This window comes from Paenibacillus sp. FSL A5-0031, from assembly GCF_001956295.1.
Classification (GTDB): Bacteria; Bacillota; Bacilli; order Paenibacillales; family Paenibacillaceae; genus Pristimantibacillus.
This window is the reverse complement of the sequence record NZ_MRTD01000012.1, coordinates 187,714-202,634: the sequence shown is the minus strand read 5'-3', so window position 1 is coordinate 202,634 and position 14,921 is coordinate 187,714. Positions and strand designations below refer to the sequence as shown.

Sequence of the window (14,921 nt, the reverse complement as noted above, 5' to 3'; positions counted from 1 at the left end):
CGAAAGTTTAATTAGTTTACGGTTAAAACATAGACTTCGGAACTACTTATAACTACAATTCTAGACCAATGTACCCAAAACCTCCCAAACAATAAAATAAATTTGCTTAGATGCTCATTTTTCTATAAATAAGCAAAAAACAAAAAAACGCTCGAAAATTCAAGCGTTTTACGATCATTTTTGTAGTTGCTCTCTCTTGAAAGCATCACACCACTAAGTTCCTTCACTCATACGACTGCACAGGCTTGACTCCCTCATGACTTACTGTATCTATGACAGCTTGAAAAAGATTCGGCGGGTACTCCGCAATGCGATGGCACAAGTACAAATACCATTCATGTCCATAAGTAAGATAAATCCTGATTGGATGTCCTGCTGCTTTCAGCTTGCTGCTCAGATCTGGACGAATGCCATACAGCATTTCAAACTCAGCATTTGAACTTGATCCCACTCCTTGATTAAGAAGTTGTTCAATAATGGACTCATCATGGGTAGCGATCGATACACGATGTCCTTGGCGGAGCGCGCTCTGGGCAAGTTCAACATAACGATCATTTAGTGCTGGAGAACGAGGTAACGAGTATTCACTGGATTCTTGATACGCGCCTTTGACGATGCGGATACGGCTAGGTGAGGATATAGCTGCCAAATCCTGCGGTGTTCTTTTCAAATGCGCCTGTAACGTAATGCCGACATTCGGATAAATAGAAGCAACTTGCTCAAATATAGTCAGTATTCTGTCCGTCTTCGAGGACTCTTCCATACTAATGAATAGTTCAATGCCAGCTTTCTGCGCCTGCTCAGCTAAATTCATAAGATTCGAATAAGCAAGCTCCGTATCCAGCGAGAGCCCGATATGTGATAGATCAAATGATACTCGTGCGGAGAGCTCATTTTGCCGAGCTTCATGGATGAGCGCCAACATTTCTGTAACTGCTGCCTCACATTTAGCGACATCAGCAGTATTCTCGCCGATATACTCGAGTGATACCGCGTATCCTTTTGCGGAAAGCTCGCTTGCTGCTTCAACTCCATCTTGCCTTGCTTCACCCGTTACATACCGCGCAGCAGCACCTCGCAGTATTTGGTTCAGCTGTGGCGTTTGCTCCACATATGACTTTAAGTCAGGACGACGAGCGATAGATTTGAGCGCAGCTGTAAATTGTTTTTCTAAGTCTGATCTGTTATGCATAATGGTTCTACCACTCCTTCATTCAAGTAAATCTAAGTTTACAAGTTAGGCAGGAAGCGGTATTGTATAAAATTGCTCCATTTCAAATAGACAAAGCATATTTTTGCGGCGTTGCCCCAACGATTTTGACAAATGCTTTAGAAAAGTGACTCTGATCATAAAAGCCCACTTCTGCTGCAATTTCGGATATTGGTCGCTGCTTGGTCAATTCCAGCTTTGCATGATTGATTCTCAGCAAAATCTGATAAGCGTGCGGAGGCAGATGACTCCATTTCTTAAATAGACGAACAAGATGAAATCTGCTAATACCCGCTTCATTCTCCAGCTGCTCCAACGTAACATTTTCGTCAAAATGCGCATGCAGATACTCTTTTATCAGTTTGACGTACTTTTGATCCTGTTTACGCTGTGATTCGTGTTCAAGATCATCCGTATTCTGACTAACGAGTGCTTGTATCAGCTCGATTAAAGCCGTTTCGATCTCAAGCGGAGTACCTTTGCTAATAAGTGCCTCCATCGTCCGGTTTATTTGCAATCGACAAGCATTATTTTTACCCTCTTCCAGCAAGTACGGGATATCAAGCTGGTCAAGCTCTGTATGATTAAGGCCTTGAAACCATTCGGGCTTGATGAAAAGCATCTTGTACTGCCACTCCATATCATCAAGAGGTTGACAAGCATGCATCATTTTTGGCGGAAAGCTAATGACTCTTCCCGCTTCAACCTGAAGCAGCGTTCCATCGCACCATGCGCTCGTTTCTCCCTCATCTATAAGTCCAATCGAATATTCCTCATGAAAATGCTTTTGATAGGCAAGATCGCTCCTCATACATCGCTTTGCTTCCAAAAAAGGCAGCGAATCCTCGCGGTAAAAGGTCACAGTTGACATACTTGTGTCCTCCTCTTAGGCTTCAACTTAACTATTCAGTAAGCTTTAGTATATCATGATTCTAGTGAACTAATGGACATCCATATACACAAAAAAACACGCCCGAATTGGCGTGTTCTTCTTAGTAGCGATTGATGGAGTTTCACAATTGAATTTTTCTTAGTCCAGCTTAATTCCAAAACCGCTTCCTAGGTTGTTCCCAGCAACTAGAAATGCTTTCGCACTGCGCTGTAAGCTTGTTTCCTCTTCATAACTGTATGGGTTTGCACTTAATCGGTTGAAAATTCTTTGCTCTGCTTCCCTTGAAGCCTCATCGATATCATAGATGTAAAAATGCTTTTGAAACTGTAATATATTGGAGCCATGACTTAAAATCTTATTTAAATCCGGATAAAGCAGCCACGAATGACAAATGTACACTGGAGATATTCCTCTAAAAAAAACTCTGGCTAATTCAAAGGACTCTTCTACGCCCTGTTGAGAAAGAGGTTCGCCTTGTGGAATATGTACATTAAGCACAATTTGATTTTTAAATATTTTTTGTCCTTCTACCTCTAAATCACGATCTATAGCAAAAGGCTGAAATTGCAATCTGCCCAATCGGAATAAACGAAGCTGAACATGCTCCTGCAGCCAATTATATTCCTCGATTCCGTATTCATTAAAATCTCGCTTGCAGTTTAAACACCAGATCTGAATATCTGAGAAGGTATCATAATAATATTGATCACTAATCCCTCGTATCTGGTATTCCTGATACGCATCGACAGCAAATCTAACAAATAAATACAATAACAATTTCCTATAATCTGTTGTTTGCTTTACGTTTTCAAAAAATGAATATCGATCTGAAAGAAAATGTTGTTTATATTGACTATACTCCTCTTCCTTCATAGGATACGCATACACTTGCCGCCGAGCAGCTTCGTTAAGCCTAATTCCCTCACAAAACTTTGTTATGTCCAAGACAATTCCACCTCTTTTTTCATCAAATCAGGTAAAAGATTTATTTATAGTCAATCTCTCCTGATTATTTTGAAAAAATTGTACTCCTTGAATATTTTTTCATCAAGAGTAAAGTTTTGATCTATTCAATTAATTTTCCTTTTATCTTGTCTACCCATTTGTCCCCTCTCAAAGTCTACCGCTGCCAATAGTTATCGTCAAAGAGAGAGGGTCTATTCCGAAAGTATGAAAATGCTTTTGATAGGCAAGATCGCTCCTCATACATCGTTTTGCTTCCAAAAAAGGCAGCAAATCCTTGCGATAAAAGGTCACAGTTGACATGCTTGCGTCCTCCTCTTAGGTTTCAACTTAACTATTCCATAAACTTTATTGGACATCCATTTACACAAAAAAACACGCCCAAATTGGCGTGTTCCATCTTTATGTGTTCTCCTCGAATACTTCCTTCGCAACTTGAATCGCCGACGCGGCTCGCGGCCATCCAGCGTAAAACGCGAGATGGGTCAGCGCTTCGATCAACTCTTCTTCATTCAGACCGTTCTCTTTTGCAAGGCGGAGATGATAAGAAAGCTGTTCTGAAAGTCCACCGGCGACTAGTGCTGATATCGTAAGGAGACTGCGTTCCCGAAGCGATAATTGTTCTCTTCTCCACACGTCCCCGAAGAGTACTTCTTCCGAATATCGCACGAAAGTAGGTGCAATATCCCCAAAAGATTCACGGGCAGTTGATTTAATTTTTCGATGGTTCATTCTTATGCCTCCCCTAGTTGTCTGGACGTTCGATCATTTGTGCAACGCCGTTACCGAATGACCAGTCCTCAAATTCCGTGTCGACCAGTACGACGAAAACGTCTTCTTTCCTCATGTTGAGCGTATTTGATAATCGTTCGGCTAACTTTGCGTAAAAGCTTTTTTTCTGCTCGGTGCTTCTTCCAGATTTGAGCGTAATTTGAATATAGAGCAGCCCGTCACTTCGCTCTATATTTAAGTAATTCCGGCTAAAATAAAACTCGCTTTCTTTGTGTGAATGGAAAACTTGAAAGCAATCATCTTCCGGCACGTTAAAATGCTGAATTAGTGCATTCATAATCGCATGGCTTATGATGGGTAGCTGCTCTTTCCCATATTGGTTTTCCATGTAACTTACTCTGATAAATGGCATATTATATCACTCCTTCAATGGGCTAACTTCATTTTACTCTCCGCTAATTTATTTGTATAATTGAATAAAGTGATATTGTAATTCAATTATACCGATGGAGATATGTGCTATGGACTTAAAGGAACTAGTTACGTTTCGAACGATTATTCAAGAAGGAAACTTCACCAAGGCTGCCACAAAGTTGAATTACGCGCAGTCTACGATTACTAATCAAGTCCAGCGGCTGGAGAAGGAATTGGGCATCCAGCTATTTAAGCGAGGATGGGATGCAGAGTTAACCGCTTCTGGACAAATTTTTGCCGTGGAAATTGACAAGCTCATTCAACACTGGAACCATGTAACTGAACAAGCAAAAGCTTTGCAAAGAGAGGAGATCGGCTCCCTGCGCATCGGAGGGCTAGCATCGATATTCGAGCATGTGCTGCCCAGCTCTCTGCGACAATTCCAGGAACTTAAACCAAAAGTATCATGTCACTTTGTCAGCGGGAACACCGACTCCTTGTCACGAGCGGTACTCCAGAACCAACTGGACTTTGCCATATGCGGAGAGCCTGCCGATTTTTCTTCATTTAGTTTTGAGCCTCTATATAACGAGAATATTTCCTTCATTGTAGCGAACAACCATCCCTTGGCTGAAAGAAACGGAATAATATCCTTTGAAGAACTGCTTAACTATCCGATGATCGTTGGAGGAAATACCTGCTTGTATTATCTGCGGTTAGCTAAGCAATATTCCCATTACACCGAAACCCCTTTTCTATATACGGTGAATCAAATTTCGGCTATTCCTGGGTTCGTTCAGCGAATACCTTCCGTTGGAGCCGTTCTAGATTCAACAGCGTTACCCACGAATGTTGTGAAAATACACGTTGAACTGAAGGATTCATCCATTCCGGTCGGTTTGCTGCAATTACGTAACACGGAGTATAATTCATCATCCAAAATTCTTTTCATGCAATATGTAAAAGAGGAACTGCGGCGAAATGAAGTGCATTGAGCTTTCGTATAGCACCAAAAATAAGGTCAATCAGAAGCTTCTGGTTGACCTTTTCTTATGAAACACAACTCATTTAGTGTTTATACTCAACTTTGTTACTGCATCATAATAAACAAAAAACAGCATTTCTGCTGTCTCGACTCAGATATCATTCTTATTCAATGTCTTCTTTAGTGTGGCAAGCAGAACTGTCGTCATCCTCGCACTTCCCCCTCAACTAAAGCAAAATTCTATTTTCTAACATATTTTTCAAACTGATATGAGACTTTGAAGGTCCGAACTTGATAAGAGAATCTTGAAATTCAGCCAGTTCCTCAATGGATGCGGTTTGCACCTTAATAAGATAATTATATTCTCCACTAATCCGAAATAAATCGGTTACTTCCATAGCATGTTCACAAAAGTCAGTAATCTCTTTGCAATGTTCTGTTTTTATTAAAATAAACGTGGTCGTGCCTCGATTCATTTCACGCAAATTAAAAACGGTATTGTACCCAGCGATAATGTTTTTCTCTTCCAACTTGAGTATTCTTTCTTTAACGGATGGTTGCGACATCGATACCTCTTTGCTAATTTGAGAAATGGACATCCGTGCATTGTACTGAAGTAATGCCATAATTTTTTTATCAATGTCATCCATAGGATGTTCCATAGTAAGAGCCTCCTGATCATTAACATGAAATAAACCTTTTCATCTAAAATACCTTATATTTTATAACCATATTACTATAAAATGCTTATCTTTTGCATGTTTCTCATCCTTTAATGCCTCTATAATTTACATATATTATTTAAGGAGCGATTAGTGATGAGCGTAAAAGGCCTTTCGCATGTAGCTATCCAAGCTATAGATTATAAAGCAACGATTGCATTCTATATTGAGGTTTTAGGGTTCAAGTTAGGCCATCATTGGAGTTTGCCCTTATTTCAAATTAAGGAAGCTTCCATGCTGGTTTCACCTGACCAAAGGACCTGTATTGAGATCTTTGATAACGATGCAGTCATTCCCGCTCAAGGGAAAAAAGCATTATCTGAAAAGGATATCGCTCATGGAGCATTATTGCATTTCGCCTTTTATGTGGATAACGTAGATGAAATGTATCAAAAGGCACTCGCTCATGGGGCGAAACCTTTTGTAAAACCAGATTGCCTTTCTCTTGGCGAACCACCTCTTCTTGTAAGGAACGCAGTTATTCATAGCCCAAATGGGGAAATTATCGAATTTATAGAAGATGTTGATTTTGATATGTCCGCCAAACCCATGTAAATTAATATTTTCAAAAGCGCAATAATGTTGATACGATTAAAAACCACGTCCTTAGGACGTGGTTGATTTATTTCATTGCTCAAGCTTAGGGATAAAGCTCGATTTAGGTTGTCTGCTCTTCTTGCACAAAATTTAACACCCGGTCATCCACCGCTGCGGATTCCCCTAGATCAGGCTGGTCGCTAAGCGTGATTACAGGCTCAGTCAAGAAGCCATGCAGCTCAAAAAGCACAATCTCGTTGCGTCCCTTTCGCAGCAAAGGCCCTGGGATATAAAGCGCACGCTGAGGTCCAATCTCCCAGTACCGTCCCAGATTAAAGCCATTAATCCATGCTACGCCTTTATTCCAACCATTAAATCTTAAAAAAGTGTCCCCGATCTCTTCTACTTCAAAAGAACCTTTGTAAAATGCCGGAGTTTCTACACGCAATTCATGGTCTTTCGTTCTCTCGTAGCGGACAGATGATAGAGAATCAGGACAAAGGGGAAGCGTCCGAATCGTCCAATTGTATAAAAATTGATTATCAAGGAGCACTCCTTCCGTAATCCCCTTCGGATCACGAAGTCGAGGACCGTAATTGATTCGCCCCATGTTCTCGACAAGAATATCGAGTCTTGCCCCATTTTCCGGAATGCTAATATCTAAGGGCTTAGGGTCCCAGCGCTCCACCACACCTAATAACTTGCCATCTAGAAATACTTGCGCTCGGTCACGAACCTCCTGAATATGCAGCTTTTGCCCAGATCGAGGTCCACTCACCCATGTCGAATACAAAATAAAACCGTACGCCTGATCAAATTTCTCCATGGGCTGTATACATTTCGATATTACTGGCTCTGATAATTGGTCCAAATTATCAAGCAGTGTCGCGCTCTCTGACAGTGTCACTTTGCCGTATGAATATTTAGGAATCGGCTGTGGCATGTCACAACCTGGCTCGATGCCGTGCTTTGCAAACACGCTGCGAATCGCCTCATACTTGCTCGTCACATCCCCCCACTCACTCAGCGGTGCATCATAATCATAACTAGTTACCGTCGGCTCATACGTTTTAATATGATTGGCGCCATTGTAAAATCCGAAATTCGTTCCGCCATGGAACATATAAAGATTAACCGATGAACCACTATCCAATATTTTATCCAATTCGTCAGCCACTTCAGCTGCAGCACGAACATGGTGAGGCTCCATCCAATGATCGAACCATCCATTCCAAAACTCCATAACCATGAGCGGTTCTGTTTCTCTATACTCCCGATACTTTCCGAACGATTCCGCAACTCGCGATCCAAAATTCACTGTTGCATGAACATCCTCTATCGTGCCGCCGAGCAGCATCTCGTCAGTAGGTCCGTCAGAAGTGAAGAGCAGCACGTCTATCCCTCTTTGTACAAGCCCATCACGAATATAGGTCAAATAGGAGGTATCATTGCCGTAGCTGCCATATTCATTTTCCACCTGCACCGCAAGAATCGGGCCACCCTGCGTAGAGAGCAGTGGAACAAGCTTAGGAATTAATACATCGTAATAAAGGTCTACCTTCGCCAAATAGGCACTATCCGAGCAGCGAAGCTGCATATCATTCTCTTTCAATAGCCATGCTGGCAATCCCCCAAATTCCCACTCCGCACAAATAAATGGGCTGGGACGAACAATCACGTGCAAGCCCAGTTGTCCCGCAAGCTCAATAAACTGGACGATGTCAGCCATTCCTTCAAATTGAAATTGACCCTCCTGCGGCTCATGCACATTCCAAGCGACATAAGTTTCTACTGTATTAAATCCACATGCCTGCAATTTCTGCAAACGATCCATCCAATACTCTGGCACGACACGAAAATAGTGTACGGCACCCGACACAATACGGTAAGGCTCCCCATGCAAGTAATACTGCCCTTCTCTAATCTCCAATTGACTCATGGTTTCCTCTCCCATCCTTTATAGTTTCCAATGCTAACATCGAATCTAATGACTATTAAACACGGCAAAACGTTTTATTATTGGCCGCTCTACCGACTCAAGTACAGTTAAACGTATTCTGTCTGTGGAAATTGGTTGGAAGACATCTATTTTTTTGTGCCCAATTGCGCTCCCACGGATCATTTCTATCCATTCATTGCCGGCTTGAACCTCAATTTTATAGTCCCGTACCCGTTCTCCATAAGCGATATCTTCCATTGTGATGATATGGTCGATGATAAGTTTCCGAGGCAGCACAAGCTCGATAACCTCTCCCTCGCCAAACAGCTCGGCAAGTGGATGATCAAACCTGCGACGAACCTCGTTTCCAAACGAAATAACCCGGTTCACATCTGCCTCTGGCATAAGTCCACGATTATCTGGCGTTACATTCAAAAGAAGCGTTGCACCATGACCAACCGATCGATAATAGATGTCCATTAATTGCTCCAAGGAAAGCAGCAGATGCTCCTCCTCAGGATGCCAGAACCATCGGTCCTTCCGAATAGGGACATCGCATTCTGCCGGTACCCATCGAGGTGTTTCAGGCAGCCATTTCAGATCCCCTTCACTAAACATGCTTACCCGAGCAGATTCAGCTGTATTCCAGCAAGGATAAGGGGCAAGACCATCCTCATTTCCTACCCATCGGATCGTCGGTGCTCCCATATTAAACACCATGGCATCCGGTTGATGCTGCTTGATTAGGTTCATAATTCGTTTCCAGTCGTACTCTCTTCCTTCGGAGCCCGCTCCATCGAACCAGATCTCAACGAGTGGACCATAACCCGTTAGCAATTCCTCCAGCTGACTAGCGTAGAAGAGATCATAAGCATCTGGATCGGAATAACACGGTTCATGTCTATCCCAAGGAGATAAATATAGGCCAAAGCCAATTCCTTCTTCAAGGCAGGCATCTGCACAATCCCTTACGATATCGCCTTTGCCCTCTCTCCAAGGACTAGAGGCAACCGAATAATCTGTCGTAGCGGTCGGCCAAAGACAGAAGCCGTCATGATGTTTTGCCGTAAGGACGAAGTATCTGAATCCAGCAGCCTTTGCCGTACGCACCCACTGGCGGGCATCAAGCTGGGCTGGATTAAATAAAGAAGGCGAGTCATTCCCATCGCCCCATTCCTGATCACAAAACGTATTCATTCCAAAGTGACAAAACATTCCGAGTTCAAGATCCTGCCAACGACGCTGCTGCTCGGTTGGCACTGATAATGATGATGATAAGTTAGCCATGCTGCATCTCCCTTTCCTTGCACTCCTAAGTTGCCATTGATCCGACACAAGAAAAAGGAGCTTTGCAGCAGCCATGTCTAGACTGCTCAAAGCTCCTCAATTTCGGTTTCAATTCACTTAACTTTATTTTGTTTCTTTCTCATCAATGATTCTCGTCGCTTCTTTTACCATCCATGCTTGTACATCGTCAATGGAATCGCTGCTAAGCATGAACTTGCTAAAGCCATCTCCGATAACTTTCGTCAAATCAGCAGTACTTGTCGTTACCACTTGTGAAGCATCCAAATATTTAATTTCAGGGCCAAATAATGTGTTTTTAAGCGATTCAACATCATATTTATCAGCGTTTGCACCGATCAAACGATCAAGTACGACGTTTTGGTCTGATTTTTTCCAGCCAGAGAATTCATTTCTTGATTCCGAATCAGTCGTTGTCATAAAGCGCATTAATTTGAATGAAGCTTCTTTATGCTTGGAAGTCGCACCCATTACTAGATGTCCGCCACCTACAAAATACTTACCGCCTTCATAATCTTTTGGCTGCGCATTCGCAGGAGGAAGCGGAACTGGAGCAAATGCCGTTTTGAAATCATGCGGATATTGCTCCGTATTTCCTGGGTCAGGAATCATAAAGCTTCCGGAAAGAATCATCGCAGCACTTTCACTGAAAAATTCAGTACGATAGTTAAGCTTCGATGCAAGAACATCCGCATAAGGCTTAGCCGATTTATCTACCGTTTCCATGTCTTTGCGCAGCTGGAAGAAGTATTTATAAGTTGGATCAGCCAAGATCGTCGTTCCATCATCATAACGGAAAGGATCTTTCATCACCGTTTGCGCTGGAGCATTCATATACAATTCCCATGTATGGAAGTACGAACCGTACTGTTTATCCACGCCTTCACCTTTGGTCAGCTTCTTGGAATAATCGCGGAAGTCATCCCATGTCCAACCGTATGTCGGCACTGGCAAACCTGCTGCATCTAGGGCATCCTTATTCAATAGAATGAACTGGTAACCTGTAGACATCTGCATGCCGTAAGTTTTGTCGCCCACTTTTGGATTAACAAAATATTCATCCGCAGCAACAAGATTATTGGCAGCATAATATTCATCCAGCGGAGCTAGCGCGCCTCTAGTTGCTCTTTCGATAACCGCTGACGCGCTCGGAACGTTTACGACGTCGACCGCTTCACCCGAAGAGATTAGAAAATCAAGCTTTTTCAACATTTCCAAGGAATTACCCGGAACAAGAATGACATGCTCAACTTTAATATCCGGATTTTCTTTCTCAAATTCTTGCAGCATAGCTTTTGTACCAACCTCTTGAGCTGCACTGTCAAAATTGTAATACTTAATGGTCACTTGCTTGTCCGCTGTACCCTCAGACCCGGCAGCGTTTGAGCTTTTAGGCGAATTAGAATTACCTCCACATGCGCTTAGCACTGCAAAAGCCGCTAACAAAAGACAGATCGAAACTAAAAACTTGCGTTTACCCTTATGATTCATTTTTTTTGCCCCCCTATTTAATAGCTGACTCATCTTCTTTCATCATCAGTATAAAGATTGGAAGATTCATAGAAGAGTATAATTTTGAGGTAAAATGATTACTTTTTTGACTTTTTTTCAAATATCACCCTTTGACTCCGCCAAGGGCAATCCCGTTAATTACTTGCTTCTGCAATATAATAAATATAATTAATAAAGGAATAATTGCTGACAGCGCAGCCATCATCATAATGGCATCATTCGTTGTATAATCATCCCTGAACAGGCTCATACCTAGCGGGATCGTATACAAATCTTTGGATTGCAGGAAAATAAGCGGATTCTGATAATCATTCCATGACCATATGAACTTTATAATAGCGACGGTAGCAAGAACCGGTTGGCACAGCGGAATAATAATCGAGCGGAAAATCCTTAAATGGCCTGCTCCATCAATTCTCGCAGCTTCCATATACTCATCGCTGATCCCCGCCATGAACTGACGAAGCAGGAATGTGAAATAAATAGAAAACATCCCCATAAAAATAAGCGCAAAGTGACTATCATAAATACCCAGCCAGCGAACCAGCATAAACCGAGGAATTAGAGTGGCCTGATCCGGTATAATCATGAACGAAATCAAAGCCATAAATACAAGGCCTCTTCCTCTAAACCGGAGTTTGGTAAATGCAAAAGCTGCCATAGTGGAAAAGAGCAATGTGAGACAAGTGACAATTAAAGCTATTTTAATAGAGTTGAAATAAATATGAAGAAAGTTTACATTTCCCATCCAAACTGCTTTAAAATTGTACAACACATTAATATTTTTAGGAATCCACTCAATGGGAAAACGCATAACATCCTTTTCAAATTTAAACGCTGATGAAATCATCCATATGAATGGAACTAAGAAGAAAATAGATATAGCACCCATAATAATGGTAACAATTATTTTTGATATATTTTTTCTTATGATAAGCAAGCTGACCCCTCCCCCTTATAATGATTCTTCATTTCTGAATTTCCAGGTGACCGCAGTAATGACAGCAATAATCGCAAATAGCAGCCATGAGATTGAAGCCGCGTACCCCATGTTATAATTCACGAATCCTTCCTCATAAATCCGGAATACGATGACTGTAGAAGAATTGTCTGGTCCCCCAGCTGTCAAATAAGAGATAATATCAAATACTTTAAAAGAACCAATCAACATCGTAATAAACAAGAAGAACGTTGTCGGACGAAGCAATGGAACCGTAATTTTGAGAAACTTGGTCATTGAAGTCGCACCGTCGATATCCGCCGCTTCATATAGTTCATTCGAAATACTTGTAAGACCGGCCAAATAAATAATAATCGTATAACCAAGCCCTGCCCAAGAAGTGATGATCGCAATGGCGATAAGTGAAGTTTTTGGGTCCACCAGCCACTTAGGCGGGTTGGAAATGCCTAGATCCATTAAAAACTGATTAATCGGTCCTAGTGAAGGATGGAACAATGCGCTCCACACTGCCGCAACAGCAATAATGGATGAAATATAGGGAATGAAAAACACAACCTTAAAGTAATCCTTCCAAAACACCTTATTGTGAATGAGAACAGCGAGTACCAGCGATATAGCAATTGGAACCGGCACCGTCAGCACGGTATAAAGCAGATTGTTTTTCAACGCTTTAATGATGGTTGGATCATGAAACATTTTAATATAATTGTCGATACCGTTAAACTTAATGCCCCCTAGGCCTGATAACAGGTCCCACGAAGTAAAGCTCAAATAAAGAGAAAACCCAAGTGCAAATACATTCAGCAATAACATACCTATGATTTCTGGGGCAAGAAACAGCCAGCCGATTAATGCTTCTTTCCGCCTCGGAGTCCAAAATTTTCTTGGCTTCTGTAGAATTTCAGGGTTTGTGATTGGTTTAGCAGCTTCCATTTCGTATCACCTCAACATTTATTAAGTTGATACTAATGATAATAGAAATCCACAGGACAAGAACGATGGATTATGACTTCGTAGGAGCAATATTTTGACTTTCCAAATGGGTTACATTCGGCGAAAACACCATAAAAGTTATGAACAATGGAAACGACAAAAAAACCTGTACCCCGGCATTATCGGAGGACAGGTTTCGATTGTAGCTGCAGTCTATTCATCTTACATAAGTGTTAATCGTATAATTTGCTTTATATTCACTTGGAGTCATGCCTATATACTTCTTGAACACTTTTGAAAAATAAGTTCTATCCGAATATCCAAGTCCCATAGCTAAAGATTCGATGCTTTGGTTGGACGTTTTCAACATTTTTGCAGCAATTTTCATTTTATACTGGTGAACAAAATCCGTGAAATTCACACCCGTCAGTCGTTTGAAATAGCGGGAGAAGTAGCTTGAATTCAAATACAAATGACGCGCCATATCAATTGAGGTAATGTTTTCGGATAAATTTTTATCTAAATATTGTTGAATCACCTGCAGCTTCGGCTCCTGGATCACAGGTTCTAATCCCTTCTGCCGGTTTTTTGCAATGTGAATAAGCTTTCTTTCAATCAATCCTGTTACATCAAGCAAAGTCCTTGCAGAAGACAGGTAAATATAAATCCCCTCATCCGACTTCCATCTTGAGAACATTATATCAATGCTGCGAATGAGTGTTGATAAATCTTGAACCAACTCACTTGGCTCGACTCTATTCTCCTCAGCATTTTTACCAATATTAGCGACGATATTATGGATACTGTCAAAGTCGCCTTTCATAATCGCACGCTCAATATCTGACTTATAACAATCTAGAAAACCTAGCGGATAAGATAAAAATATGTTCTGTAAGAAGACATTCATATTTGTAACCGTAAACTCACTGCTTTTGTAAAACTCATTTTTATATTGAATCACCTGCTGATAGACGGCTCCAATGGATTGCAGTTCCATCTTATCTGTCACGGTGACTATATTAAGCTGCAACTTTAGAAACTGTAGACAAAGAGCCTGCAGCTCCTGCATATACTTTTGAAAATAAGGATAAGCATTGTTCGCCAAATTATTTCGGTAATTATACAAAATAACTAAATTGTCTTTTTCCAAAAATGGCGTTATTCCATCATACGAACCAGACAGCTCCACCGCAATATTGTGAATCGCATAAAAAATTAACGAAATATTGTTCTGAACGTAAAGCGATTCGTAAGTTGAGAAATTGATATGGACGACACCCATCATAAAGAAGGGGTATCCCCATGAGATGCCTAGCTGAGCTGCATACCCCACAGTTGATGTGGGATTAACACCATCAATGACTCTTTGAAACAAGCCTTGCTTGAACAGCTCACTGTTATAGTTCGATACTTCATTGTCGATCTTTGGGACTTTCATTTTGAGCAATTGTATGGATTTTCCTAAGCTTTGCTCAAGCTGCTCCGCCGTTAATTGATCTTTAAGAAGATAATCATCGGCATTCAGCTTTACTGCCTGCTGTGCGTAATGAAAATCCTCGTGGCACGTCAAAAATATGACTCTAATATCCGGTTTCATCCGGCGGAAAATAGCTGCTAGCTCGATACCACTTTTTTGCGGCAGTCCAATGTCAGTGATGACGATATCAGGCGACGTTTCTTCAAACATATGCAATGCCTTTGCACTTGAATAGGTAGCCCCCACCACATGCAGCTGGAGTGACTCCCAATCGATCATTTGCTGCAAAACCCGAATCATAGGGACATCATCATCAATTAACATGACTTTATACATCAC

15 protein-coding genes are annotated in these 14,921 nt (G+C 41.5%); 2 read left to right on the top strand and 13 right to left on the bottom strand.

Features of this window, described 5'->3' with window-relative positions; translation table 11 throughout:
* Positions 1 to 223: 223 nt before the first annotated feature.
* The 6 genes from BK120_RS21400 to BK120_RS21380 all read right to left on the bottom strand — a co-directional run bounded on the left by BK120_RS21400 (position 224) and on the right by BK120_RS21380 (position 4,209).
* Positions 224 to 1,192 carry a proline dehydrogenase family protein gene (locus BK120_RS21400; RefSeq protein WP_076269524.1) on the bottom strand — a complete coding sequence of 323 codons (969 nt, stop codon included), beginning with the start codon at positions 1,190 to 1,192 and terminating at the stop codon, positions 224 to 226.
* Between the two features lie 82 nt (positions 1,193 to 1,274).
* On the bottom strand, positions 1,275 to 2,081 hold the full coding sequence (locus BK120_RS21395; protein ID WP_076269523.1) for a helix-turn-helix transcriptional regulator: 807 nt from the start codon (positions 2,079 to 2,081) through the stop codon (positions 1,275 to 1,277).
* Between the two features lie 159 nt (positions 2,082 to 2,240).
* The gene (locus tag BK120_RS21390; RefSeq protein WP_076269522.1) at positions 2,241 to 3,047 is read right to left on the bottom strand and encodes an acyltransferase domain-containing protein; all 807 of its coding nucleotides are present in this window, start codon (positions 3,045 to 3,047) and stop codon (positions 2,241 to 2,243) included.
* A gap of 168 nt (positions 3,048 to 3,215) precedes the next feature.
* Positions 3,216 to 3,368 (bottom strand): hypothetical protein, encoded by a 153-nt coding sequence (locus BK120_RS35395; protein ID WP_179089848.1) that lies wholly within the window; start codon positions 3,366 to 3,368, stop codon positions 3,216 to 3,218.
* Between the two features lie 99 nt (positions 3,369 to 3,467).
* Entirely contained in the window at positions 3,468 to 3,797 is a 330-nt protein-coding gene (locus tag BK120_RS21385) for a carboxymuconolactone decarboxylase family protein (RefSeq protein WP_076269521.1), read from the bottom strand.
* Between the two features lie 13 nt (positions 3,798 to 3,810).
* Positions 3,811 to 4,209 carry a tautomerase family protein gene (locus BK120_RS21380; RefSeq protein ID WP_076269520.1) on the bottom strand — a complete coding sequence of 133 codons (399 nt, stop codon included), beginning with the start codon at positions 4,207 to 4,209 and terminating at the stop codon, positions 3,811 to 3,813.
* A 109-nt stretch (positions 4,210 to 4,318) separates the two neighbouring features.
* Here BK120_RS21380 and BK120_RS21375 point away from each other — a divergent pair, with 109 nt between their 5' ends.
* Positions 4,319 to 5,206 carry a LysR family transcriptional regulator gene (locus BK120_RS21375; protein WP_076269519.1) on the top strand — a complete coding sequence of 296 codons (888 nt, stop codon included), beginning with the start codon at positions 4,319 to 4,321 and terminating at the stop codon, positions 5,204 to 5,206.
* Between the two features lie 217 nt (positions 5,207 to 5,423).
* Here BK120_RS21375 and BK120_RS21370 read toward each other — a convergent pair whose 3' ends face one another.
* A complete protein-coding gene (locus BK120_RS21370) occupies positions 5,424 to 5,858 on the bottom strand; it encodes an Lrp/AsnC family transcriptional regulator (protein WP_076269518.1) in 435 nt (144 codons plus the stop codon).
* A gap of 156 nt (positions 5,859 to 6,014) precedes the next feature.
* Here BK120_RS21370 and BK120_RS21365 point away from each other — a divergent pair, with 156 nt between their 5' ends.
* A complete protein-coding gene (locus BK120_RS21365; RefSeq protein WP_076269517.1) occupies positions 6,015 to 6,473 on the top strand; it encodes a VOC family protein in 459 nt (152 codons plus the stop codon).
* 103 nt (positions 6,474 to 6,576) lie between these two features.
* Here the strand turns inward: BK120_RS21365 and BK120_RS21360 are convergent, their stop codons facing one another.
* From BK120_RS21360 to BK120_RS21335, 6 genes are all read right to left on the bottom strand, one after another.
* Entirely contained in the window at positions 6,577 to 8,394 is a 1,818-nt protein-coding gene (locus BK120_RS21360) for a glycoside hydrolase family 35 protein (protein WP_076269516.1), read from the bottom strand.
* A 45-nt stretch (positions 8,395 to 8,439) separates the two neighbouring features.
* A complete protein-coding gene (locus BK120_RS21355) occupies positions 8,440 to 9,681 on the bottom strand; it encodes an alpha-L-fucosidase (protein ID WP_076269515.1) in 1,242 nt (413 codons plus the stop codon).
* 123 nt (positions 9,682 to 9,804) lie between these two features.
* Positions 9,805 to 11,190, bottom strand: coding sequence for an ABC transporter substrate-binding protein (locus BK120_RS21350; protein WP_076269514.1), 1,386 nt, complete (start codon positions 11,188 to 11,190; stop codon positions 9,805 to 9,807).
* A gap of 124 nt (positions 11,191 to 11,314) precedes the next feature.
* Complete coding sequence (locus BK120_RS21345; protein WP_076269617.1) at positions 11,315 to 12,103, bottom strand: carbohydrate ABC transporter permease; 789 nt, start codon at positions 12,101 to 12,103, stop codon at positions 11,315 to 11,317.
* A 63-nt stretch (positions 12,104 to 12,166) separates the two neighbouring features.
* Positions 12,167 to 13,105: a carbohydrate ABC transporter permease gene (locus tag BK120_RS21340; RefSeq protein ID WP_076269513.1), complete on the bottom strand. Its 939-nt coding sequence runs from the start codon at positions 13,103 to 13,105 to the stop codon at positions 12,167 to 12,169.
* 217 nt (positions 13,106 to 13,322) lie between these two features.
* Entirely contained in the window at positions 13,323 to 14,918 is a 1,596-nt protein-coding gene (locus tag BK120_RS21335; protein WP_076269512.1) for a response regulator transcription factor, read from the bottom strand.
* Positions 14,919 to 14,921: the final 3 nt, after the last annotated feature.

Bases quoted from the DNA above. Each gene is read 5' to 3' on its own strand.
- BK120_RS21370 (WP_076269518.1), bottom strand. From the start codon at position 5,858: ATGGAACATCCTATGGATGACATTGATAAAAAAATTATGGCATTACTT.
- BK120_RS21400 (WP_076269524.1), bottom strand. From the start codon at position 1,192: ATGCATAACAGATCAGACTTAGAAAAACAATTTACAGCTGCGCTCAAA.
- BK120_RS21355 (WP_076269515.1), bottom strand. From the start codon at position 9,681: ATGGCTAACTTATCATCATCATTATCAGTGCCAACCGAGCAGCAGCGT.
- BK120_RS35395 (WP_179089848.1), bottom strand. From the start codon at position 3,368: ATGTCAACTGTGACCTTTTATCGCAAGGATTTGCTGCCTTTTTTGGAA.
- BK120_RS21340 (WP_076269513.1), bottom strand. From the start codon at position 13,105: ATGGAAGCTGCTAAACCAATCACAAACCCTGAAATTCTACAGAAGCCA.
- BK120_RS21360 (WP_076269516.1), bottom strand. From the start codon at position 8,394: ATGAGTCAATTGGAGATTAGAGAAGGGCAGTATTACTTGCATGGGGAG.
- BK120_RS21395 (WP_076269523.1), bottom strand. From the start codon at position 2,081: ATGTCAACTGTGACCTTTTACCGCGAGGATTCGCTGCCTTTTTTGGAA.
- BK120_RS21335 (WP_076269512.1), bottom strand. From the start codon at position 14,918: ATGTATAAAGTCATGTTAATTGATGATGATGTCCCTATGATTCGGGTT.
- BK120_RS21375 (WP_076269519.1), top strand. From the start codon at position 4,319: ATGGACTTAAAGGAACTAGTTACGTTTCGAACGATTATTCAAGAAGGA.
- BK120_RS21345 (WP_076269617.1), bottom strand. From the start codon at position 12,103: ATGGGTGCTATATCTATTTTCTTCTTAGTTCCATTCATATGGATGATT.
- BK120_RS21365 (WP_076269517.1), top strand. From the start codon at position 6,015: ATGAGCGTAAAAGGCCTTTCGCATGTAGCTATCCAAGCTATAGATTAT.
- BK120_RS21350 (WP_076269514.1), bottom strand. From the start codon at position 11,190: ATGAATCATAAGGGTAAACGCAAGTTTTTAGTTTCGATCTGTCTTTTG.
- BK120_RS21380 (WP_076269520.1), bottom strand. From the start codon at position 4,209: ATGCCATTTATCAGAGTAAGTTACATGGAAAACCAATATGGGAAAGAG.
- BK120_RS21385 (WP_076269521.1), bottom strand. From the start codon at position 3,797: ATGAACCATCGAAAAATTAAATCAACTGCCCGTGAATCTTTTGGGGAT.